Source organism: Shewanella sp. SM55 (genome assembly GCF_025654025.1).
Taxonomy (GTDB): domain Bacteria; phylum Pseudomonadota; class Gammaproteobacteria; order Enterobacterales; family Shewanellaceae; genus Shewanella; species Shewanella oncorhynchi.
On record NZ_JAKKRS010000015.1, the window covers coordinates 65443 to 88717 of the forward strand.

Genomic DNA, 23275 nt, shown 5'->3' on the forward strand with positions numbered 1-23275 from the left:
TTGCATCAGCCTTACAAGAGTATGCAATGGCACAAAATAAGGTGGTTTTATGAGTCATCCAGCTGCAAAAATTCTAAAAACAGGCAGGGCGATTAAGGGACTTTCTCAGGACGAAGTGGCGGCGTTTTACGGGATAAGCCGCCGAACGTATCAGCGATGGGAGAATGGCAAGAGTAACGTGCCTTATAACCACCTGCGCTCAATAGTGGATGATGTATTCCATTTATCGATAGACCAGATCACGGAGGTGGCTAATGCGAGTATGTGATGCGCAAGAGCAGGTTATTAACATGAAAGCCCTTCGTGCTGGGCTCAATGCCTGGGGGCGTTATTGGGCGTTCCAAGAACTCGGGAAAGGTTTCACTAATCGCAGTGCTTGCGATAAGTTAGGTGAGGTGCAGGTTTATGGATGTGCGTTGGTTAGGGAGTTGAGCGTTCCTAAGCAGGTGGTCCAGTTCGATAGGATGATTGAGCGGTTATCGCCAAACTGTATTCGGGCGATTCGCACCTGTTACGTGTGCAAAGGCCAGTGGGCATTGATGGGGTTCGATAGCAAGAAGTCGTATGTGTATTGGTTGAGAAGAGCAGAGATTCAATTAGCAAAGTGAGGTGGGTGATGGAGCAATTCTTTTTGTTTGGTGATTTAGAAACGGGTGGACTTAACGGCCGCTTAGACAATGGGATGCTGGGTATGGAGTATTACCCTATCTTTGAGCTGGCCTTTATCGTGACTGATAGTGAGTTAAACCAAGTGGGTGAAGCGCTGCACATTGTTGTGCATCAAGACGATGAACACATTGCAAGGTCACATGAGTGGGCGATAGATGTGCATACCAAGAGTGGGTTGTTAGCTGCTGTTCGTGCCTCATCAGTATCGTTAGCACAGGCTGAGCAGATGGTACTCGAACACCTGAAAGCACTGGGAATACCTAAGCATGACCGTAAAGCTAAGACTGGCGTGGTGTTTGCGGGTAACTCAATCATGTTTGATCGTTCGTTTATCATGTGCCAAATGCCTGAGCTTCATGAGTACATGCATTACAGGCAGCTAGACATATCAGCACTAGGGCTCGCAGCTAGAGCTTGGGCGCCTGAGGTTGAGCGTAATGCGATTAAGGCTAAGCAGTATCAGCATGAAGCCTTAGCCGATATTCGGGAGTCGATAGCGGAACTCAAGTACTATCGCGACGAGTTGTTTGGTTGTGAAATATCATCTTTGTCAATAGGTTAGGCGCGGTCTTTTCAAATGAGAATGGCTATCATCAGAGCTAGATGCGACCTATTATCATCACGGGTCCTTCCGGCTCGATTCACTGCGGGGGCGGTGACGCGCAATGCTTCACTACATATGAGAATTTTGGGGAGGTTGGTTGTTGTTTTATGAGCATTGATTAATGCTAAAAAAAAGCTCTCTTAATTTAGATTGTTATTTACTGATTTTAAAGGATTAACCTACAATGTAGTTGGTAAGGATTTAGCGCTTCGATCTATGATCGAATACCACAACTTTTAGATCTTTTGAGGTGGACTAGATCGTAGTTCAGTAAGATTTGATTGGTGAGAGATGCTGTTACTGAACTATCACTAATCACCAGAGTTATAGATTAGCTTTGAGATCAATATGATCTGTTCATCCGCAGGCTTGGCAAATGACAATTCACATCCAGATTTCAATCTGTATAAGACTCTAGTACCGCCTTTATCTGTCGTTTCTTCATGCATATCGAATATCTCAGTTGCAAGGATGAGACTCTTTAACGATTTATGTCCATACTTTTCTTTTAATACTGCAACCTCTTCAGGTAGATGTTGCTTTAGTAGTTTTCCTGCAGTGTTTATTAAAGTCCAACCATCTGCTCTCTGTATTTGAACGGAAATACACCCTAGCATTATGATTAAGTCACTGTTTATTAAATAGAAATGTTCCATGATTTTTTTGCTTTCCTCTGAATTGAGAAAGCTTGCAAGAAGATTTTTAGCCTCATCTAAGGCATTCACATTGGCTTTTAAGTCTTCAATTTCTTCCCGTATTTCTTTACTCTGCTCGTCAAGTTCATCTCCAATAATCCGACAACAGTCTGCAGAATTACTATCAAATCTCGGTAGTAAATGATGGACCAGCTTATTTCTATTTGAAACTAAATTGGCTAAGCGTACTTTTTTTGCTTCATAGTTTGTAGCGTCGCATTCTAAGTGAAAACGAAAAGATAAATATGCGTCATCGAGAACCTCGGGTTCTGATGAGATAGCTTCGCTATCAAGGTTGGTATTTTCAATATACTGTCCAACCAACGTCCCCATCGTTTGCTTGCTGATATTCTTAACCCGTGCTGCTTTTATCTTCTCTAAATCTCTTGAAAATCCTGATAACTCTCCATTTACAACAATAAACTTTAATAAATGTTCAAGTTCTTGGAAGAGCATTATATTTCTTCCAATTTTCCTTAATACTTCGTCTACAGAGTCCTTTAATGACATACCTTTTCCATGTTGTTTTGGTCGGTGGCTTAAACAATTTGGCCACATAATAAAAAGTTTGTCAGCATCTAAAGCAGATCATTACCAGTTGAAATAATCCTTGATTGGTAGTTGTTTATCACTTAAGTGATAAGTAAAACGATAAATCCTCTGTGATTAAGTTTTCACGTATCACATATTTACAAATTCCGAAACGACACTTTTGTCGCTTTTAGCGACACTTTTGGCGCTTTCAAGCCCCTTAAAATCGAGTACATTTGTATACGCTTGCTAAGGTTACATTTATTCAGTCGCACGTTATTTCTCTGCCAAGGGCTCCTTTTAGGGGCCCTTTTTATTTGGCGCTATTTCTTGTTCGCAAACATCCAAATAGCTGTTCGTTAGCTAACCCCCGCTGAAAAAAAGCGGTCGCTGCAATGGTGGTCGTGGTGGGTATGTGTTGCCGTGGTGTTCGACATTGCCGCTACGGACGTTGAAAGACACTAAAAACATCAGCTGTTAGAGGCGGCTACCTCACCGTTGATCTAACCGTTGGCCGCGCTAAGGCTAACCTCATTTTAAAGGAGACTGACCTATGTCATTAAAGCAAAAGCTCATGGCACTGGGGCTTTCTTCTGCTGTCGCGCTGGCGGGGGCTAATTTGATTGCCCCCGCCGAAGCGCCGAACGGCGAGCCCATTTTGCACACCTATCTGGATCCGGTGGATATTATTACCGCTTGCTTTGGGCACACTGGTCCTGAGCTTGAGCTCAACCAGTTTTTTAGCGAGCAGCAATGCATTGAAATGTACGCCAAGGATTTAGGCAAAGCCGATCGGCAGCTGCGGCGGCTAACGTATCCGGTGCAACTTACCGAAGGTGAGCACGCTGCTTATCTCAGTCTGATTTATAACTTTGGCGCGGGTAACTTTCAAACCTCCACCTTGCGCAAATTGTTACTGCGCGGCGAACGGGTGGCAGCTTGTCACCAGCTCACCGAGGCCTGCGGTAAACACGGCTGTAATGGTTTTGTCTATGCCGCTGATATCAAGTTGCCTGGCTTAGTCGAACGCCGCAAAAAAGAACGTAAAATCTGCTTAAAGGATTTATATGTGGAACAAAATCATTAATGCCACTGGCTCGCTGCACCTGTATTTAATCGCAGCGCTCATCATAGTGATAACGCTACTTGGCCTTAGCCTTACCGCAGTTAAAGCTGATCTCGCGTTAAAAACCTCGCAGATTGAAACGGCCGCCGTTAACCAGCGAATGCTGCAAGATGATCTCACCGTCGTTACCGATGAACTGCAAGCGCAGGCCAAAGAACGTGACAGGCTCGCTAAGGATTACGCCTTTGCCTTAGCGCTCAATGAACAAACCGCTAAAGCTAAGGCTGAGATTGATCGCCAGCTTGCCGATCAGCGAGAAGCCATTAAAAAACTAAGGACCTCAGCCAATGAACAAACCCGAAGTTGGGCTAATACTGCTGTGCCTGATGATGTTAAGCGGCTGCTCAAGCACGCCGCCTATTGCGCGCACCGTAGTCACCAAGCAGACCCAATATGTGTTACCGCCGCAATCATTAATGAGCCAGTGCCTGCCAGCCGAATGTAGTTCAGACGCTAATGCCGATCTGCCCGATTGCATCATTCAACTTTTAGCCGTGATCACCAAGTGTGATACCGATTTGCATAACATCGAAACATGGCGAACGGAAAAACAGCATGAACAATCCATACATTAATGATGTGACCACTCAAAAATCGCTGACGTTTAGCGCTTATGTATCGTCGCTCATGAGCACAATTGGAGGTGCGTTTACGTTGAATGAAATCGCCATTTTGCTCGGGATATTCTTCGCGCTCGTCACCCTATTAGCCAACGTTTTTTATCAGGAGTTGCGCCGCCGCCGTGAGCAACGTCAAACAGATAAGGACGAACTACGCGCCCAAGAGTTACACCGAGCGGAGATGCAGCTGAAAGCAGCACTGTTAAAACAGGTAGATGAACACCATGGCACGCATTCAACCATCACCACCCGAGCCTGTTCTACTGAGTAAAACCGACCTATGCAAAAGCCTTGAGATCAGCACCCAAGCGTTTGATAAGTGGGACGTGCCAGTGCACAGCAAGCTCGGTCGCGTGTGTTTATACAAAATGGCCGATGTGGTGGGTAACAGACTTGCCAACGAGCGCAAAAAAACCATCACTAAACCAGATGAAGATGATCCAGATGCGCCAAATATCGACTTCGAACGCTGGCGCTTAACCAGAGCACAAGCCGACGGTCAAGAGCTTAAAAACGAAAAAGACCGTAAAGAAGTGGTAGAGGTTCTGTTTGCCACCTTTGTGCTAAATCGCATTGCTGCGCAAATTGCCCCAGTGCTCGATCAAATACACATACGGGTAAAACGCAAATTCCCCGACATTCCAGAACGCACAATCGACGCTATCAAAGCGGAGGTGATTAAAAGCCAAAACACCGCCGCCGATCTTGCGGAGGGCATTGAGGGTTTATTAGATGAGTATATCGGCCGCGCAGATTAAAAATCTGAAAGCTGCCGTTGCTGCTGGGCTGCGTTCGTTCTATCGCCCACCCATGCTCACTTGTTCTGAATATGCCGACGAGCACTTTTACATGTCGTCTGAGTCCTCTTACACCGAGGGCAAGTGGGAAAGTTTACCGTTTCAAATTGGCATTCTTAATGCCATGGGTAACGACCAAATCAGCACGCTTAACTTAATGAAGTCAGCGCGTGTCGGTTACACCAAAATGCTGATGGCTAATGCTGCTTACAAGATTGAGCACAAAAAGCGCAACGTGTTGATCTATCAACCTCGTGATGGTCAAGCCAAAACCTTCATGAAAAAGCACGTTGAAACGGCGATTCGTGACATCCCTGTTTGGCGATCGCTTGCACCTTGGATGGGGCGCAAACATAAAGACAGCACGCTAGAAGATAAGATTTTCACCAACGGCAAAACGCTGATGGTGCGCGGTGGTACCGCTGCAGCGAACTATCGAGAAATCTCCACCGATGATGTGATCTACGATGAGTTAGCGGGTTTTGATGAATCCATCGAGCACGAAGGTAACGCCACATCGCTTGGTGATACTCGTATCGAACTGTCGATGTTTCCTAAGTCGATTCGCGGTTCAACGCCTAAAGTGCTCGGTACCTGCCAGATTGAAAAAGCCTGCAGCGAATCACCGCACTATTTTAGGTTCAACTTGCCTTGCCCGCACTGCGACGAACTGCAGGATTTAAAGTGGGGCGGCCCCGAAGAACCCTTTGGTATTAAGTGGCGCAAGAATGAGAAGGGCGAGCATGACCCAAGCACCGCATATTACCTATGCGAGCACTGTGGTTGCTGCATCGAAAACAATCAGCTCGACGATATGGAGCTGCACCAAAGCGCGGTTTGGATATGCGAAAACACCGGCATCCGCACCGGCGACTTTTTAGATTTTTATGATGCCGACGGAAACGACATCACCACACCACCCAATATCTCGATTCATATCTGGTCGGCCTATAACTCGCTCAACAGCTGGGCGAAACTGGTTACTGAGTTCTTTAAAGCCAAAGGCGATAAAGAAAAGCTGCAGACTTTCGTCAACACTAAGCTAGGCCAACCGTGGGATAACGACAACGGCGAGCGTTTAGAGTGGGAAGATTTAGCTAAGCGCCGCGAAATGTACCCGAGTGGCAAAGTGCCTAACTGGGTGGTGTATTTAACTTGCGGTATCGACACCCAAGACGACCGTTATGAAGGCCGCATTTGGGGCTGGGGCGCGGGTAAAGAGGCGGCATTAATTGACCGATTTATTTTATATGGTGAACCTGCAAGCCAAGTATTAACAGACAAAGTGGCTGAGCGTATTGCTAAAAGCTATGCCCGTGCCGATGGGGTAATACTTAATATCGGTACAACATGTTGGGACTCAGGCGGTAACTATACCGATGAAGTCTACAGTATGAGTAAAAAGCTTGGACTGATGCGGGTGATACCCATTAAAGGTGCCAACGTTTACGGCAAGCCGATCGCCAACTTCCCCCGCAAGCGAACCGCCAAAGGCGTGTACTTAACGGAGGTCGGCACCGACAACGCCAAAGAGCTGTTGATGTCGATGTTGCGAATTGCCCCTGATGTGGATGTGCGCAAACCTGGTGCGATTCACTTCCCGTTAAACGAAGCGGTATGTGATGACGTTGAGCTGCAGCAGCTCACCAGTGAACGCAAGGTGCCAGTGCGCGACAAAGGGCGCGTTATCTATAAATGGTCTGCAGGCAAGCGCCGCAACGAGGCACTAGATTGTTTCGTTTACGCCCTAGCCGCGCTGTATATCGCGATAGAGAAATTCGGCATCAACCTCGACAAGCTTTCAAAAGTTACCCCGATCGCCATATCAAGCGACCAACCCAAAGAACCTAAACCCAAAGCCGCAAAACAGGCCAATGCGAATGCTGCTTACCTAAACGGTGGCGGTGGTGGCAGTTCTGGCGGTTGGCTGTAGTTAATGCCAATAAAGCCAAGGATAACAGCATGACCAAAACCCAATGCCAACTGATGATCGATGCGTACTTTCAGGCTGAGCTTGATGTGTTGGCAGGCAAGCAAACCACGATCAACGGCAAGACGATGACCACAGAGGACCTAGGCGAAATCCGCAAAGGTCGGCTTGAGTGGGAGCGCCGATTAAATGGCTTTAGTCGGCCACAGGGCGGGGTTAAGTACGCCAGTTTCAACAACTAAGGCCGCATTAATAGGGCACTTCTAAAAATATAAGTCGGAGCAACACATGAGCATTATCAATGATGCGCTGGCGATATTTGCCCCGCGTTTAGCATTACAGCGTGAAGCGGCAGCAATGAGCTACCGCAACCTGAAAGGGTATGAAGCTGCCAGCCCAAGCCGCACGCATCGCGCTAAAAAGGAAAGTCGCGGGGCAAACCAAGCGGTATTTGCAGCAGGTAAAAGCCTGCGTGAGCAAGCGCGCTGGTTAGATGAAAATCACGATCTCAGTATCGGTATTCTCGACCGCATGGAAGAACGGGTGATCGGTGCCCAAGGGATTGTAGTTGAACCCCAGCCACGCAGTATTAGCGGTGAAATCCTAGATGACTTAGCCAACGACATACAACGCCGTTTCGGCGCATGGTCGCTTAAGTGTGATGTGACAGGCCGCTTTAGTCGCCCTGAATTAGAGCGCCTAGTGTTACGTAGCGCCCTGCGTGATGGTGATGTGTTCGGCCAGCATGTGATGGGTAAAGTGCCTAAGTTCGGCCACCCAAACGAGCAAGGCACTCAATACAGTATTGAAGCCTTAGAAGCAGACTTTATCCCCTACGAGTTAAACGAACCAGCAAAGCGGGTGCGCCAAGGGCTTGAGGTGAACGGCTGGGGCCAAGTAGTTAACTATCACGTATTGCTGGATCACCCAGCGGATCAGGTTGGCTTTCGCTACAAAACTAAAGCGGTACCCGCATCGAGCATGATGCACTTGGGATTGTTCAAACGCTTGCACCAGCTGCGCGGCGTGTCGTTATTCCATGGCATTTTAACTCGCCTCGGCGATATTAAAGACTATGAAGAATCCGAGCGCGTAGCCGCAAGGATTGCCGCTGCGCTGGCGTTTTACATCAAGCGCGGCGATGCGACTATGTTTCAAGCCGACCAAAGCGGTGAATCGTCAAGTCGTGAAATTCCTATTGCACCTGGCATGACCTTCGACGATTTAAAGCCCGGTGAAGATGTCGGGATGATTGAATCTAATCGGCCTAATGTGCACTTAGTTGAGTTTCGCAATGGGCAATTAAAAGCTGCTGCAGCGGGTAGCCGTGGCAGTTATTCCAGTATTTCCCGTGACTACAAAGGCAGTTATTCAAGCCAGCGCCAAGAGCTAGTTGAGCAAGACGAATCGAACCGCATTATGCAGCAATGGTTTTGTGCTGGCTGGTCGCGGCCTGTGTTCCGCAACTTCTTAAAAATGGAAATGCTCAACAAGCAGGACCCATTAGTGTTGCCGCCTGATCTCGACATGCGCACCTTGTTTGATGCCGTGTACTACGGCCCCACCATGCCATGGATTGATCCACGTAAAGAGGCCGAAGGCTGGGAAATGATGATAGCCGGCAACGCTGCTACCGAGGCCGAGTGGGCGCGAGCCCGTGGCCGTAATCCTGCGGAAGTGAAACGCCAGCGTAAACGCGAGGTGGAATACAACCGCCAAAACCAAATGGTCACGGCCAATGACCCCGACCCGACACTTGGAGAACAAACCAGTGAAGAAAACCAAGATAGCAATAGCGGCAGCAGCGCTAAGCGCAATGCTGCCAAACGGAGCGCTGATCGAGCCGCAAGGCAACAGTCAGACAACGAGTAATGAAAAGCGCGGCTTCTACAGTATGAAAGCCGCTGCTGGCGGCGTGGCTGAATTGATTTTATATGGTGATGTTGGCTGGGACTTTACCGCCAAACAAATTGCTACAGATTTACGGGCAATGGGAAAAATCACCCAGCTCAAAGCCTACATCCAATCCGGTGGCGGTGATGTTATTGATGGGATGGCTATCTATAACATCCTCGCACGGTGGCCTTGCCAAAAGTCAATTTGTATTGAGTCCATCGCCGCGTCAATGGCCAGTGTGATTTGCATGGCTTTTGACACTGTGATCATGCCATCAAACGCCTTTTTGATGATCCATAGCAATTGGGGCGGTGCAGTTGGGACCGCAGAGGACTTGCGCGAATACGCTGATTTACTAGACAAATGGCGTGCCAGCATGGGTAAGGCTTATCAAGACAAAGCCAAGGGCAAATTGAGTGAAGAACAGCTAGCCCAATTCTTTAAAGAAGACACTTGGTTAAGTGCTCAAGAAGCCGTTGCGCTTGGGTTGGCTGACCAAATTATTGAACCTTTGCAGCTAGCTGCATCCATTGATACAAAACGACTCCAGGAGTATGAAAACATGCCTGACAAACTGAAAGCACTATTTGCAATGCAGGGTAATACCTCTATTCCTGCTCCTGCGCCAATTGCTGCACCTAATGCTCAACTTCCTGCACCTGCACCGCTTGCAGCTCAACCTGATGCAGCAACCATTCAAGCGGCTGCGATTGCGTTTAATACTCAGCGTATGACCGGCATTAATGCTGCGTTCGCTGCGTTCCCGCAATTGACTGATCTGAAGAATGAGTGTTTAGCGGATGCCAACATCAATGCTGAAATTGCCAAAGACCGCATTTTGGCAAAGTTGGGCGAAAACACCACGCCAGCAGCGACCATGCCAAACCGTACTATTATCCACTCGGGTAACGGCAATATAGTTGGTGACTCGATCCGCGCTCACTTAATGGCACGCTCAGGCCACGCCAAAGTCGAATCCGAGAATGGTTATTCCAGTTATAACCTGCGCGAACTGGCGCGTGCGTCATTAGTGGACCGTGGCATTGGTATCGCCAGCATGAACCCAATGCAAATGGTCGGATTAGCCTTTACCCACAGCTCAAGCGACTTTGGCAATATCCTGTTGGATGTGGCGAATAAGTCAGTGTTAATGGGCTGGGAAACCGCCGAAGAAACCTTTGAACGCTGGACCAAGAAAGGCCAGTTAGGTGACTTTAAGATTGCCAAGCGTGTCGGCCTTGGTGACTTTAATAGTCTGCGCCAAGTGCGTGAAGGCGCTGAATATCAGTACATTACTGTAGGCGACCATGCGCAACAAATCGCACTGGCTACCTATGGCGAGTTGTTCAGCATTACCCGCCAAGCCATCATTAACGACGATATGAGTATGTTGACTGATATCCCAATGAAAATGGGCTTTGCTGCCAAGGGCACCATTGGCGACTTAGTGTATGCAGTACTCACTCAAAACCCCAAAATGGCTGATGGCATAGCGCTGTTCCACGCAAGCCACGGCAACTTAGGCAGCGGTGCACCAAGTGTTGCTGCGCTCGATGCTAACCGCCAGTTGATGCGTAAGCAAAAATCAGGCGATCGCACCCTGAATATTCGCCCTGATTTTGTACTGTGTCCTGTAGCGCTTGAAACCACCATGAACCAGATCATCAAGTCCAGCTCAGTTAAAGGTGCCGATGTTAACGCGGGTATCGCTAACCCCATCCAAAACTTTGCCGAAGTGATTGCCGAGGCTCGTTTGGATGATCATAGCGATAAAGAATGGTTCCTTTCCGCTGGACAAGGCCGCGACACCATTGAGGTGGCTTATCTTGATGGTATCGACACGCCTTATATTGAGCAGCAACAAGGCTTCACTATCGACGGCGTAGCGACCAAAGTACGCATCGATGCGGGTGTTGCACCGCTTGATTACCGTGGATTGTCGAAATCAACAGGCGTGTAAACAGCGCTAAACCGACATAAATGGGCTATCAAACGATAGCCCTTTTTTATTCAGTTTTGTTTTTAAGTAGGAACACTCTCATGAAAAATTATGTGCAAGATGGCAAGACCATCAGTTTTACACCCACTGCTGCTGTTGCCAGTGGCGAGGCCGTATTACTGGCCACATTGCTAATTGTGGCGATTGGCGCCATTGCCGCCGATACCGAAGGTACAGGTGTAACCGAAGGTGTGTTTGAATTGCCTAAAAAATCCACGGATGCGATTGCCAAAGGCGCGAACGTGTATTGGGACAATACAGCCAAAAACATTACCACCACCGCCACCGACAATACCCTAGTTGGTAAGGCGTGGGCTGCTGCGGCTAACCCATCTACCAGCGTCTTGGTGAAAATCAATGCCTAACGTTGGCAACCACTTTGCCGATCGCGTGCGGGGTAAAATGGTGCGGCTGTTTCAGCGTTTGGCTGATCCGTGCCTTTTTACCCCAAGCGATGGTTCAGCGCCATTTACTCGCCTGGTGAGTTTGGATGATAACGGCGCTGAAATTGCGGCCTCGTCTAATGAATATATTCCCGAGCTAATCAGTCGTGCCGAGTTTTTACAATCCGAAGGGGCGGTAAATTCTGGTGATGAGTTTGCGATAGGTGAGGGCATTAGCGCCCAGCAAGGACGCCTCACCCAACGGGTAAGCATGGATTCGGTCAGCGTGACCTTTATCTATATTCCGCTTGAGGCCTAGCCAATGGCACGCATAAAGATTGAAGGCATGGAGGCGGTAACAAAGGAACTTAACCGCATTCGTGATGCACAAGTGCCAGCAATTAATAGGGCAATTGAGGACGCCGTAAAGTTTGGTGAAAAGGCGGCTGTAGATGCCATATTTGCTCGTTATGGTTTCCGTTCCCGCAGTTACATTGAACAGCATTTGTCTGTCAGTTTTGACCCACGCAGTTTAAAAGGTTTTATCACCGCTCGTTATCGTGCCAGCACTTTAACCCGTTATGCCAGAGCGTTAACCCGAACCGGAAAGAACGGCGGATCTCGGCCTGACGGTCACATGATCAGTGCGCTGCGCAATCAACCTACATGGTTTAAAGGCACCTTTACCCTGATTGGCCGCAATGGCAATCAAATCATGTTCCAACGCCAGAAAGGCGATAACAGTTGGCGCAAGCTTAAAGGACAAAAAGCGATGTACGGCCCTTCAGTGGCAGGCAGTTTTAGCAAAATCCGCGACGATATTGAGCCGCCGATTATTGCTCATCTGCGAAATAAATATGGCCAGTACGCTAATCGTTAATGCCTAAAGGATAAATACCGAAAGGACAGTCCCATGATCCAAGCAATTTTAGACCGCCTCGCGCTGGTTGACGGCGCAACTGTACGTGAAGGTTTTTATGTGCAATCGGTCGCATCTGAAAAGAAGTTTATCTTTTTGCAGCCGTATACCGATGGATTTGATAGCAAAAATGGCATCGATAAATACAAAGATGATCTAGTGCTGCAAGTGGTAGCGGGTATCAATCTAACCAAGTCAACCAAACCGACAGCCGATCTCATTAACTTGGTTCGCGCCATTCGCAGTGCGTTCTATAAAGATGAACGTAATAGCGAGAAACCCAGTTGGTTGCCATTGGTGATCAGCTTTAAAGAGTCTGAGCCCTGCAAGTACATCATGCCCGAAGCCCATGAAAAACATGGCCTAGCGGTTATCACCCTATCCCTTGTTAATACCGTTAAATTTGGAGACTCACTATGAGTGAAACAGTAACCGAAAGTTACATCGGCTCAGGCATCGTGTATGTTGCTGGCCGCGATGTTGGCAACGCCTCAGGCGTTAAAATTGCCATTGAACAAGATACAAAATCCCAACCAAACTACCGTGGCGGTGGCGGTAATGCCGCTGAAATTACCAAGGTAAAATCGGTAAAACTATCTTTCACCATGAACGATTTTAGCAATGCCAACATGGCGATGGCTCTGCGTGGCAAGGTGGAAGTGCTTACTGCTGGTGCGCTTTCTACACCTGAAACCATCAACGCAGTGTTGGACGGCTTAGCCGATACCGCCTTTATGATTGATACCACTGTTGACCCAGTTGTAACTGATACAACTGCCGCAACAACGTATGTCAAAGATACCGACTACGTTGTGAGTGCTGGCGGTATCCGTGCGCTATCGAGCGGTGATATCACTGAGGGTGAAGCGCTTAAAGTGACTTACACCAAAAAAGCCGGTAACGCGATGCAAGCATTAACCGAGTCAGGTGCCGTGGTGCCTGTGGTGATTGATGGCGTAAACGATGCCACAGGTAAACCTTGGGTGCTTAAGTTCTTCAAGTGGAGCCCAAGCCCTACCGCAGGCATGGACCTCATCGGAGAAGACTTCGGATCCTTCGATATTGAAGGCGGAGTATTAGCCGATACGTCAATCGTTGCCACGGGTAAGTCTAAGTTCTTCGTTCGTAGCGCTGCATAAGTCGAAAGATTTTCCCCTATAGCCCACAGCATGTGATCCATGTGTTGTGGGCTTTTTATTTTGGTTTGTTAATTCCTATCAATCGGTGATGCCATGAGTTTTAAAGATCAAGTAATCAACCTGATCATCCAAGGCCGCGACTTGTTCTCAAGCGAGGCGGCTAAATCAGAAAAGGCATTGCAAGAGTTAGCAAACCAAAGTGAAGTCTTAAACGAACGCCTAGATGATTTAAAGCAGCAACAGGCTGCAATTAAGGCGATTGATGATCTCACCGCCGCCATCACTAAAGGCGAAAAGGGGTTTATCGATGGCTCGCGCGCGCTCGAACAATTCAGCAAAGAGCAAAAGCAAGCCGCGCAGAATTTAAAGCAGCTCGAGCAGGCGCAAAAAGAGGCGGCAACCTCAACCAGTAAGCTTGAAACTGAATACAGCCAAACCGTTGCTGAACTAAGCAAATATGATGAACAGCTTGCTGCTGCCCGTGCTGAGGTGGATCGCTTAACCGCGACGCAAGATAAAGGCGCACAAGCCAGTAAAGATCAAGCGCAAGCCCTTGCTGCCGCGAATGCCGATTTACAACAACTCGAAACGGCGCAAAAAAACACCGCTACCAGTGCTAACCAACTGGCGAGCGAGCTTGAGCAAGAACGCATTGAGCTTAAGCAATTAAGTGGTGAAGTTGATCAGGCTGGCCAGAAAAAGGCCGAGTATGCACTTAAGGTTAAAAGCGCGCGCACTGAGTTAAATCAACTCGGATCTAGCCTTGGCCGCAATAAGGCGGAGCTAGACAAACAACAAACCGTGCTCAATAAAGCCGGTATTGATATGGGTAAGCTGGCTGATGCCAGCAAAGACTTAAAGACCCAGCAAGCCGCCGCTGAAATCGCGGTAAAGGGCGTAAACGATAAGCTTGCTCGTCACAATAAATTGCTTGATGAAAGCAAAAAATCATCAAGTGATTTTGGCGGTAGCATTAAAGCCGCCACGGGTTCATTGCTTGCCATGGCTGGTGCCTATGTTGGCGTAGATCGCCTATGGGAAAGCCTAAAGTCAATCCTCACTGCAGGCGATAAAGCGGCATCTTTCAGTGCTCAAATGACTTCCATGATGGGCAGTATTGCGGGTGGTGAGCAAGCAACTTCGTGGATCAAGGATTTTGCTAACCGCACAGGTACCCAGCTCGATAGTGCTAAGCAAGCTTTCGCCTCGTTAAAAACCTTCGGTATCGACCCCATGAATGGGGCCTTGCAATCGATGGTTGATTACAACGCTAAGCTAGGCGGTAGCCAAGAAAAGCTAGAAGGTATCATTCTCGCCACAGGCCAAGCGTGGGCAAAGCAAAAGCTGCAAGGTGAAGAAATCCTGCAGCTGGTAGAGCGCGGCGTTCCTGTGTGGGATTTGCTGGAAAAAGTTACAGGTAAAAATACCGTCCAACTGGGCAAGCTGAGTGAAGCGGGCAAGCTTGGCCGTGATGTGATGCAACAACTGTTTGACGAAATGGGCAAGCAAGCCAATGGTCAAGCGGCATTAAGTCTTGATCGGTTAAGTGGTCAGTTAAATCTTCTCTCGAATAAGTGGGAGTCATTCAAGCAGATCATTGCTGATTCTGGCGCCTATCAAGTGGCGATTGATTTACTCAAAGACATTAACACGAGTTTTGATCAGTTAAATCAAAGCGGCAAGATTAAGGCTGCAGCACAAGATATCAGCGACTTTTTTAAAACCATCTTGCGCGATGGTGGCGAAAGCCTCAAGGCGACGATGGAAAACATCACAGCCTTTACCACTGGGCTTAATGTCGTTGTTGGTTCCATAAGGTTAGTTTTCAATGTTTTCACCTCTGTGGTGGCTACATTTGGTGCCGCAATAAGTGGTGTGTTCGCCCTCATTCTGCAAGGCTGGGCTACGGTCATTAGCACGTTTGGTGGTGATGAGTTAGCGCAAACATTTCAAACCAAAGCGAACGCGCTTAAGGCTGTTTCTAAGGCTTATCTTGATCAAGTCGAGCAAGATTCCCGTGATGCAACCGCTGCACTTAAACAAATGGGTGTGGATATCCGTTTAGACTCGGATAGCACCACTCAGACCCAAGTTAATAATGCCGAGAAGGTAAAAGCGGCGGTTAAAAGCCAGCTTGAGCAACAGATAGAAGCGAGTCAACAAGCGGTGGCAGCGGCCGAAAAAGCCAATGAAGCCGCAACTAAAGAAGTTGATGCATGGAAGGCTCGCGAACAGGCGGCTAAAGAGCATTACACCGCATTAAAAAACTCAGGTACAGCAACCCTTGCTGAACTTGAGGCCGCGCAGATCCAACTTGAAAACGCCACATTGCGCCTCGGTGATGTGCAGTTATCGCAGCTTGATAAACAAAATCAACTCGCGGCCTCAAATGCTGCCCTCTCAACGGCGACGGTTAATCTTCGCAACGAGCAAAATCAGCTAGCGCAAGATCAACTCACTAAAGTGCGTGATGCATTTATTGCGGGTGAAGCATCGGTTGAGGACTATAAAACAGCCCAAGACAACGCCAAGAAAACGGCCGCTGAGTTGGCAAAAGCACAAACTCAGTTATCTACTGAAATTAAAAAAACCTCCACAGCTGCCAACGATTACGAATTGGCAATGGCAAAGGCTGGCATCACCACACTTAAGGTTTTGCGTGACCAAGCTGCCGAGGCTAAAAAGACATTTGATCAAGTTAAACAAGGCGCTAAGGATGGCACTGCGTCAACCAATGAGCTAAACCAAGCGTTTTTAAAATATGCTGAAACCGCGCTTAAGGCTGAACAAGCCTCATTAAAAGTAGGTCAAGCCAGTGATGGGCAGGTTGAGGCTAGCCTAAGGCAGCAAGCTGCGACTATGGGGCTTGCTGGCGATATCGATAAACTGATTGCGCAATATTCTCGTTTAAAAGATGCCCAATCTGGCCTAGGTGATAACACTCAACAAACGGCTGATAATGTAAAAAAAGGTTCTACAGAAATAGGTACCACCATATCTAATACCATGGATACGGTAGAAAAGTCAGCCGAACAAGCTGGCATTGGCTTGCAGTCTATTGCTCAATACTTTGCCGATATTGGTACCGCCGTTTATGACAACGTTAAAGCCTTAAGTGATGGCGCTGCGCGTTACTTCAACACCATTGTTTATGGTGTGCAGAACGTGAAAAAGGAGTTTGGTGATCTTGGCCAAGTCGAAAACGAAATAGAACGTTTAACGGGTGTTATCTATGAGCTTGATAACACGTTAGCTAAAACGGTTGATTTTGTCGGGCTTCGCACCTGGGCACTTGAAACAGAGAAAGCCGGCAAGGTTGCCGAACGTGCCTATTACCGCCAAAAGCTTGAACTGCTTAATCTAGTGGATGCACTCGATAACACTGATAAAGCAAATCTCAGTATTATCAACAGCGCAACACGGGCAACTAAAGCGCTTGATCTGGTGAATGATCAAGATATGTCTTTGCTCACTTCCGCACTGGACAGCGCCAAACAGCGCATGGACTCTCTGCGCGATAGTGCCGAGTCTACGCTTAAGTCGCTACAGGATGAGCTTGATGGCTACCTTGGCCGCCAAGATGAAATAGAAAAACGCCGCTATCAGGAACAAGTTGCCGACCTAAAGCAGCAACTTGTTGCTGCTGAACGTACAGGTGACCAGCAGCTTATTGCCGATTTGCGCGAAGCAGAACGAACGTTAAAGCAAGTTTATGAGTTCCGTACCGCTGAAATTAAAACCCAGCAAGAAGCCGATAAGCAAAGCGCTGCCGAGGCGAAGAAGCAAGCCGAAGCCAGTGCTGCGACTGCTAAGGCTCAAACTCAAGCAACCGCTACCGTTAACACGCAAGTCAACACTCAAACCAGCACGCAATCTGTGGCTAACACTTCAGATATGCAAGTGCTGCAACTGCAGGTTGGCAATAGCACCTTTAACGCTCAAATGAAGCGCAGCCTCGTCACCGAATTGATGAACGAGATCAAACGTCTGCAATCTGTTGGCGGTTAGCCAATCCTGTTATTCGCCCCATTTAATCAAAGGTCCCTATGACAACCATCGATGAGAACGATATCGCGGTGGATTTGCTGTGGCTAAACCGCGACAACACGCCCCGCGTTGCGGCCAACATGAAGCGCGCCTTAAACGGCGCGCCATTGGTGCAGCAAACCATTATCCCAGCCGGTATTGCCATGGAGTTAGGCACCAAATCTGGATGGATGCTGCGCACTGAGTTTGAACAATTAAAAGCCCATGCCGCCATTACGTTAACCGCCTTCACGTTGGCCTATGAAGGCACCAGTTATAACGTGGTTTGGGATAACACCGCAGGCTCACCCATAACGGGTGAGGATTTATTTGACGAAGTTGGCGGGTTTGAAAAGCTCACTAACGTGGTTCTTAAGTTTCTGACTTTATAGGCTATCTATGGCAATCTCTCGCGCTGATTTAAAAGTATTCAAACCAGAGCAATTGGGCTCAAGCGATGATGCGGGTGGACAACGTACAAAGCTGGCGGTTGAGTCTGGCAAGCTAAACGAACTGTTTCGCGCCATTTCAGACATAGATCACGCGCAATCTGCGGTTGATATTGTGAAGTGTTATCCCGCACTTGATACCCCTGACACATCAATTTTGCTCGATGGTCATGTGTTTATCAGCCAAAAGCCCACCGATGTTCTGGTCAGTTTATTGATTGCCGAGGCCGCTACGTTAGACGACGCCGACCGCATGACCGATATGGTGGAGATTCTAGAATCATCCGTTCGTGCTGGCCAGTTGATCCGCAATCGACTGATTGGGCTACTTGCGGGTCAGGATACATTTCCTCGGCCATATTTGCAGAGCATATATCAATTCAATGGTGTTGATTTTTATGAAAATATAACACTTGTGCAAGGCCAGACCGTTGTTATATCTGTGGAGTACCCAGGTGCCGAGAATGCGCTATATCCTCGATTCGAACATTTTTGCCAAATTCAAAAAACAGTGACTGGTGGTACTGGTGGATTGGTGCATTTTAAACCGGCAATACCGTTTGATACACCTAACTACGATATAACAATCAATGGTGAGTCAGGTTGCACAAAACTACGTTATACATCTGAAAACGATGGTATTAGGTATCATGGTGTTACCAAGCTGACGGCTGCTGCAAATTCATCACTGTTGGCTGTTGAATCCACATCTGTTGAACTGCTACCGAAAGTGAAGTCTGTATCCGTCAGTGCTGGTAATGCTTTGGAAGGTGTTGAAGATTCACAGGGTGGTGTGGTGGGTGGCGCGAGTACATTACCATCAATGTATTATAAGACCGTATCATTACCATCTGTTTCAGGGCAAAGCACATACATTTTCGAACTAGCCGACCTATTAATATCGAATTGGTTTAATGACAGTGGTGTGCAGAATGTCAGATACACAGGTGCGTGGGCTCAAAACGCTAGTGTTAGTGTTGTTGGTACAACTGTAACTGTGATATTCACCGGATACACACCACCAGTTGGTTATAGTATTGGTGTCAGTTATATAAGTGATGAAAAGTACGACACCTATTATAGTACTGCTCCATTTCCAGCCAATAGACTGATGGTTAACGCGCAATTGCGCGGTAGAGTCACATTTGTAAATACAGCATATGGTGTGAGTGACATTCGGATGGGTGGTGGTGTTATCGTATCAGATATCACTGCCGTACCGCTGATTGAAAGCAACAGTAATGTCATTGCATACGTGGATGCGACTACAGGTGTGGTCACTAAAAACCCCGACTTTCGTGGTGATTTTACCTATACATATAACTGTCTATTAGTCGAAACTGTACCGGGTGAAGTAACACCACCGGGCGACTTGACAGTTGAATTTATCCTCAAGACAAACGAGCCAATCCTCGACACGTTTTATGTTACCGTTGCCGCAACCGATGACACAATAATGAGTGCAAGCTCTGACAGTGCGGGTGTCGTCACAGGTGCAGGTGTAAGCGGTAACATCGTTAATGGTGCTGTATCACTGACATTCACTAAACGTGTTTACCTGTCATCACTACGGTACGATATTACTGAAACAGTCACACTATCACCGCCACCCGAACTATACGGGCTTAATCCACTGCGGATTAAAAACGGCGGTGTGGTGAATGCGTTTACTGCGTGGAACACCGTATCTGTACAGCACACTGAATTACAAGTGGTGAGCAGTCCCGCGCCAGCCCAAACCTACAACGCTCGCGCTAATGCGCGCTTTGTCGATATTACCGATGCTGAGGGTAAATCACTTTGGACGCTGACTAATACCCATTACACATGGGTTAAAGCAACAGGTGTTGTCACTCTCAATAGCGATTTTACGGGCTTTACCGCGCCATTCGTTCTGACCGATACCATTGGCGAAATTGCGCTAGTGACAGACGTACAAGCACAGGCGCTAATACTGGCATCGCCATTAAGCCAAACTTATCCAATCGGTGCCAATGTATCGAGTGTGCAAAATTTGGGTGACTTACAGGCCCGTATCGGCACGGTGCGGGATATGAGTGCGTGGGCTAACAATTGGGACCTCGATGGTTCACCCGCTACAGGCAACATGAATACCGTTGATTTCCCCATTGAGGTACGCAACGACACTGCAGTAAATGAGGACTGGGTGTTGATCTTCACCTCAGCAACTGCATTCCGCTGTGTTGGTCGTCGCCTTGGTCAAATTGCCACGGGCGATACGATTAATGACTTTGCCCCCGTTAACCCACTAACCCTGCAGCCGTACTTTATTATTCGTGCTGGCGCATTTGGTGCGGGTTGGCAACAAGGTGAAGCCATTCGTTTTATGAGTTACGCCGCGAGTAAACCCGTGATGTTATTACGCACAGTGCAAAGCGGTCACAGTCAAATCACCACCGACCGCGCCGTGCTTGCGTTCCGTGGCAATGAATCTTAATAGGGGGATGCAATGGGATTACCAGTAACTGTTTATCGAAATACGGATGCGGGAGCACCTGCAATTCCGACTAAACCAAGCGGTTGGATTACTGTACTGAAAAAGTGTTTAGTCGAGGGGTATGGTGAAAAACAACCACTTGGTTGGACACTTGACTTTGAAGATGCTGCAAACAATAAAGTTGTCTTTAAAAACAACGTTGCCGATGGTGGTTCTGGTGGGGCTGTTCAGTTTCAACCCCATTCAGGCAGTGATGCTATTAATGCCGCATTGCGTATAACGTGTGCAAATTCAATTACAGCAATAGACGCTTTTTTTAAAAAGGCAGGTTATCGCGTAATGATGACCTCTAATAGTCTGGGAACTGTCCGTGGGTGGATGGTTGTTGGCACCAGTAAAGGTTTTTGGTTGATACAAGAATCAGGCGAGACTCTTAATAATTCGTCAACGACGAGTGTACTTGCATATCGTGAGTATTTTTTCATTGGTGATATAGAGTCGTTTGTACCAAATGATATGGGGATATTTACATTAGTAACATGTGGCGATCCTACACTTGACAGTACTTATACTGGTTATGAGGTTAACATCGGTTCGTCACAAAGCACACCTAGATGTGCTCTATATGAGAGCAACGGTGGCTCAACTGTTTTCGGATATTCAACAGATTGGCTACCCGATGTTGGTTATGCATATCAGGGTAATGTAATTGACCCACAACAAATTGGTGTACCCGTTAATTTAGTAAAAGTGTCAATTATTCATAGCTCTTTTGGCTTAGTTACGAACCCTGCGTGCAGAGGGACTATCCCTGGATTATTTAAGACACAATTTAGTGGTTATAAAGATGCAGCATTACCAGTAATCAGAACATTCGAAGGTATTGATTATCTTCTTGTTACCGGAATGCAAAAGGCGAATGCGTTTATATCACTGGGTGGTGAATGGTATGTCTAGTATCGTTATAAACGTAATCGGTGGCTTACCAACTGTAATGACACAAGCATTGCTTGAGGTTGATGTGGATACAGATGCCGAGTGTGTGATTATATTTGATAGACATTTTACAGATGGTTTCTATCAAATATTCAGTACAAACGGTGGGACATTCAAAACCATTGTACCTGTTAAGTATGCCACGAGTAGTGAATTGATTGTGGGTATAACAGACCGTGACCGTATCTATAATGCCAAGTTCGTTGATGGTGTAAAGGCTGAATTAATAGACGGTAATCTTGTGAATATCAGATCATGACAGCGACAATAATACGGTTTGATACACCTTGGTTAAATGCGGTCAGCCCAATAACAATAAGGTTTATTGACACACCAGTTGTTGTTGATAATTCATTTGGTATCGAGTGTGGGTTCAGTTGGTTCACGCTTGATGCAGCCGAACAAGCGTTATTGTTGGCTGAGTTCTCAAGTGATATTGAATCTAAAATTGAATCACCGTGGGAAAACTACAACGCTGATGAAATTGCAATTGATTCAGTATGGTTATCCAACATTGCAAACGATTCAGTTTTATCAATCCATTGGTTGTTCAATCTAGATACCCAAACAAACACCAGCATTAATTGGTCGCTGCCAATCGATCATCAAGTCACATTAAGCGTTAACTGGGTTGTGCCCGATGAGCATCAAATACAATCATCAATTAACTGGCTGGATATTGCCGCGCACCAGTTGCAGACTGCAGTCGTGTGGATAGACGGTCAAGACCAAGAAAGCCTATTGATTATTCAGTACCGTGGTTTTGTGGTCGATGAAGAAAAGTCGATTAAATGGGGCTTCCACGAACCGCGCTGGGTTTGCTCTACCAAGTACCGCCCTCCAGTTGGTAAGGTGACGCTTCGATTTAATGAGCCATTATCTACACAACCAAACCCAATTGTTTTACGGTTCACGGCCTCACCGAACTATTGCTACTGGGACGATGGCGGCGGCCTCATCGATGGCAACCCGACATTACCCAATATCGATTTTAAAATCCCGATTGAACCACAAATCCGCAGGTACTACTTAATGCAGCCAACGATCACATGCGTGCGAGTATCAGACAGTTTACCGATTGTGATCACCAGTGTGAGCATTAGCCAAAGCCGTGGGCAGTGGGCGAGGTCGGTTAGCCTTGAGTTCTCAAGCCGTATCGATGCGCAGCGTGCCCACAATGAGCTATTGCTGATCACCATCAACGGTTATGAGTTTTATGCCATTGCCGAGCAGCCAAGCGCCAGTAAAGCCTTTGGGATTGAAACCCACAGCAGCACAGGCCGTTCGCGTGCCGCAGAGTTGTCATCGCCTTATCGTTTGCCTATCAGCTACACCAACACTGTCTTGCGCAGCCTTGGCGGTATTATTGGTGATCTGTTGCAAAACACAGGCTGGACTGCAGAGCTAAGCGGGATACCAGATTTTAGCGTCCCTGCAGGCGCGTTCAGCGTGGGTAACAAGTCACCGATCGACGCGATTAATGAAGCAGCAAGCCAATTGGGCTGCATGATCTTAGCCGATGATGCCACCCGTAAATTGACAATCATTCCCCGCTGGCCAACAGTGCCGTGGGAAATGGCAACAGCGGTACCGGACCTGACAGTGCACGATGCCGTGATCACCAATTACAACGAATCAGTCTCCCGCAATCCGTTGTGTGATGTAGTGTGGCTGCGTGGTGAACAACAGGGGATTAGCGCCAAGGTGAAACGCACTGGCAGCGCGGGCAATATTCCCGCAGCTGATATTAGCGCTCAGTTGATCGTAGATAACCAAGCGGCGCGCATCGCTGGCACCAATGCGCTGGCAGATACAGGCGACAAGCTCAACGTCACGCTATCCTTGCCCGTTATGGTTGATTTGCCACCCGCAACGCCTGGCATGTTGATTGGTATCCGCGAAGGCGCCGAAGTCTTTAAAGGAACGTGTGATAGTTGGAGTATTCGCGCTAGCGTCAGTGATCGCGGTGATATCGATATCGAACAATCCATTACAGTGATCCGCTCAATCACGTAATTCTGCTAATAGTCAGCGAGGC

General features: G+C 47.6%; 24 protein-coding genes. 23 read left to right on the forward strand and 1 reads right to left on the reverse strand.

The window, feature by feature from the left end:
- Positions 1–49: 49 nt before the first annotated feature.
- The 3 genes from L5L91_RS17485 to orn are packed head-to-tail and all read left to right on the forward strand — an operon-like array spanning position 50 to position 1231.
- Complete coding sequence (locus L5L91_RS17485; RefSeq protein WP_011847783.1) at positions 50–268, forward strand: helix-turn-helix domain-containing protein; 219 nt, start codon at positions 50–52, stop codon at positions 266–268.
- Positions 255–608 carry a hypothetical protein gene (locus L5L91_RS17490; protein WP_012196674.1) on the forward strand — a complete coding sequence of 118 codons (354 nt, stop codon included), beginning with the start codon at positions 255–257 and terminating at the stop codon, positions 606–608. The genes L5L91_RS17485 and L5L91_RS17490 overlap by 14 nt, the downstream gene beginning before the upstream one ends.
- An 8-nt stretch (positions 609–616) precedes the next feature.
- Complete coding sequence (gene orn / locus L5L91_RS17495; RefSeq protein ID WP_105251440.1) at positions 617–1231, forward strand: oligoribonuclease; 615 nt, start codon at positions 617–619, stop codon at positions 1229–1231.
- Between the two features lie 353 nt (positions 1232–1584).
- Here the strand turns inward: orn and L5L91_RS17500 are convergent, their stop codons facing one another.
- Positions 1585–2478 (reverse strand): hypothetical protein, encoded by an 894-nt coding sequence (locus tag L5L91_RS17500; RefSeq protein ID WP_263237280.1) that lies wholly within the window; start codon positions 2476–2478, stop codon positions 1585–1587.
- Between the two features lie 574 nt (positions 2479–3052).
- Here L5L91_RS17500 and L5L91_RS17505 point away from each other — a divergent pair.
- The 20 genes from L5L91_RS17505 to L5L91_RS17595 all read left to right on the forward strand — a co-directional run bounded on the left by L5L91_RS17505 (position 3053) and on the right by L5L91_RS17595 (position 23253).
- Entirely contained in the window at positions 3053–3586 is a 534-nt protein-coding gene (locus L5L91_RS17505; protein ID WP_263237281.1) for a lysozyme, read from the forward strand.
- A complete protein-coding gene (locus L5L91_RS17510; RefSeq protein ID WP_263237282.1) occupies positions 3567–4070 on the forward strand; it encodes a hypothetical protein in 504 nt (167 codons plus the stop codon). The genes L5L91_RS17505 and L5L91_RS17510 overlap by 20 nt, the downstream gene beginning before the upstream one ends.
- Positions 3955–4200 (forward strand): hypothetical protein, encoded by a 246-nt coding sequence (locus L5L91_RS22745; RefSeq protein WP_371135012.1) that lies wholly within the window; start codon positions 3955–3957, stop codon positions 4198–4200. The genes L5L91_RS17510 and L5L91_RS22745 overlap by 116 nt, the downstream gene beginning before the upstream one ends.
- Positions 4181–4516, forward strand: a complete 336-nt coding sequence (locus L5L91_RS17515) for an HP1 family phage holin (RefSeq protein ID WP_012586805.1) — start codon at positions 4181–4183, stop codon at positions 4514–4516. The genes L5L91_RS22745 and L5L91_RS17515 overlap by 20 nt, the downstream gene beginning before the upstream one ends.
- Positions 4470–5003: a terminase small subunit gene (locus L5L91_RS17520; RefSeq protein ID WP_263237283.1), complete on the forward strand. Its 534-nt coding sequence runs from the start codon at positions 4470–4472 to the stop codon at positions 5001–5003. The genes L5L91_RS17515 and L5L91_RS17520 overlap by 47 nt, the downstream gene beginning before the upstream one ends.
- Positions 4978–6975, forward strand: coding sequence for a phage terminase large subunit family protein (locus L5L91_RS17525; protein WP_263237284.1), 1998 nt, complete (start codon positions 4978–4980; stop codon positions 6973–6975). Before L5L91_RS17520 ends, L5L91_RS17525 begins: the two co-directional genes overlap by 26 nt.
- Positions 6976–7004: 29 nt before the next feature.
- Positions 7005–7214 (forward strand): hypothetical protein, encoded by a 210-nt coding sequence (locus tag L5L91_RS17530; RefSeq protein ID WP_263211251.1) that lies wholly within the window; start codon positions 7005–7007, stop codon positions 7212–7214.
- Between the two features lie 46 nt (positions 7215–7260).
- Positions 7261–8844, forward strand: coding sequence for a phage portal protein (locus L5L91_RS17535; RefSeq protein WP_263237285.1), 1584 nt, complete (start codon positions 7261–7263; stop codon positions 8842–8844).
- The gene (locus tag L5L91_RS17540) at positions 8744–10828 is read left to right on the forward strand and encodes a ClpP-like prohead protease/major capsid protein fusion protein (protein WP_263237286.1); all 2085 of its coding nucleotides are present in this window, start codon (positions 8744–8746) and stop codon (positions 10826–10828) included. The genes L5L91_RS17535 and L5L91_RS17540 overlap by 101 nt, the downstream gene beginning before the upstream one ends.
- 80 nt (positions 10829–10908) lie before the next feature.
- Positions 10909–11232, forward strand: a complete 324-nt coding sequence (locus tag L5L91_RS17545; RefSeq protein WP_263237287.1) for a DUF2190 family protein — start codon at positions 10909–10911, stop codon at positions 11230–11232.
- Positions 11225–11569 carry a hypothetical protein gene (locus tag L5L91_RS17550; RefSeq protein WP_263237288.1) on the forward strand — a complete coding sequence of 115 codons (345 nt, stop codon included), beginning with the start codon at positions 11225–11227 and terminating at the stop codon, positions 11567–11569. Before L5L91_RS17545 ends, L5L91_RS17550 begins: the two co-directional genes overlap by 8 nt.
- Before the next feature lie 3 nt (positions 11570–11572).
- Positions 11573–12130 carry a hypothetical protein gene (locus L5L91_RS17555; protein WP_263237289.1) on the forward strand — a complete coding sequence of 186 codons (558 nt, stop codon included), beginning with the start codon at positions 11573–11575 and terminating at the stop codon, positions 12128–12130.
- Positions 12131–12163: 33 nt separating this feature from the next.
- A complete protein-coding gene (locus tag L5L91_RS17560; protein WP_263169052.1) occupies positions 12164–12589 on the forward strand; it encodes a hypothetical protein in 426 nt (141 codons plus the stop codon).
- Complete coding sequence (locus L5L91_RS17565; protein ID WP_263169051.1) at positions 12586–13308, forward strand: hypothetical protein; 723 nt, start codon at positions 12586–12588, stop codon at positions 13306–13308. Before L5L91_RS17560 ends, L5L91_RS17565 begins: the two co-directional genes overlap by 4 nt.
- A 93-nt stretch (positions 13309–13401) precedes the next feature.
- The gene (locus L5L91_RS17570) at positions 13402–17316 is read left to right on the forward strand and encodes a tape measure protein (protein ID WP_263237290.1); all 3915 of its coding nucleotides are present in this window, start codon (positions 13402–13404) and stop codon (positions 17314–17316) included.
- A gap of 38 nt (positions 17317–17354) precedes the next feature.
- Positions 17355–17726 (forward strand): hypothetical protein, encoded by a 372-nt coding sequence (locus tag L5L91_RS17575; RefSeq protein ID WP_012196693.1) that lies wholly within the window; start codon positions 17355–17357, stop codon positions 17724–17726.
- Between the two features lie 7 nt (positions 17727–17733).
- Positions 17734–20241: a hypothetical protein gene (locus L5L91_RS17580; RefSeq protein WP_263237292.1), complete on the forward strand. Its 2508-nt coding sequence runs from the start codon at positions 17734–17736 to the stop codon at positions 20239–20241.
- A gap of 12 nt (positions 20242–20253) precedes the next feature.
- Positions 20254–21198 carry a hypothetical protein gene (locus L5L91_RS17585; RefSeq protein ID WP_263237294.1) on the forward strand — a complete coding sequence of 315 codons (945 nt, stop codon included), beginning with the start codon at positions 20254–20256 and terminating at the stop codon, positions 21196–21198.
- Positions 21191–21496 (forward strand): hypothetical protein, encoded by a 306-nt coding sequence (locus L5L91_RS17590; RefSeq protein WP_263237295.1) that lies wholly within the window; start codon positions 21191–21193, stop codon positions 21494–21496. The genes L5L91_RS17585 and L5L91_RS17590 overlap by 8 nt, the downstream gene beginning before the upstream one ends.
- A complete protein-coding gene (locus tag L5L91_RS17595) occupies positions 21493–23253 on the forward strand; it encodes a hypothetical protein (RefSeq protein ID WP_263237296.1) in 1761 nt (586 codons plus the stop codon). Before L5L91_RS17590 ends, L5L91_RS17595 begins: the two co-directional genes overlap by 4 nt.
- Positions 23254–23275 lie beyond the last annotated feature (22 nt).